A 544-nucleotide genomic window follows, 5' to 3' on the forward strand; every position below is an offset into this window, starting at 1 on the left:
GGAATGATATCGGCTGCCCCTTCGACCACCATTTGGCGATGCCGCGCGCGGTGACCATCATGCCGAGCGTGGCGATGAAGGGCGGGATGCGCGTGTAGGCGATCAGGGCGCCGTTGACGAGGCCGGCGAGCAGGCCGCAGCCGATCGCCACCAGCACCGGCACGATCACCGGCAGGTCGGTCCAGCCCTGCGCCAGGAACATCGCCTTGGGATTGGGATTGCCGTTGACGGTCGCGACCTGGGCGAAGCTCATGGCGATCATGGCGGTCGCGCCGACGATCGAGCCCGAGGACAGGTCGATGCCGCCGGTGATGATCACTTGCGTGACGCCAATGGCGATGATGCCGACGATCGACACCTGCAGGATGATGATCTGCAGCCGCGCCTCGTTGAAGATGCCGGAGACGTCGCTGCGGGTGTTGAACAGGAAGCTGTCGCCGAGAAAGATCCGGCCGATCAGCTCGAAGATGACGACGAGGATGACGAGCGCCAGGAAGACGTTGAATTCGGCCGGCCAGGTACGCTTCTTGGCGTCATAGCCGAC

Annotated in this window: 1 protein-coding gene; it reads right to left on the minus strand. The window is 64.3% G+C overall.

Annotated elements, in window-relative coordinates; translation table 11 throughout:
• Positions 1-544, minus strand: a 544-nt coding sequence (locus EOA36_RS36755; protein WP_145969572.1) for an ABC transporter permease, incomplete at both ends; no start/stop codon positions are given.

This window comes from Mesorhizobium sp. M8A.F.Ca.ET.021.01.1.1 (assembly GCF_003998025.1).
GTDB lineage: Bacteria > Pseudomonadota > Alphaproteobacteria > Rhizobiales > Rhizobiaceae > Mesorhizobium.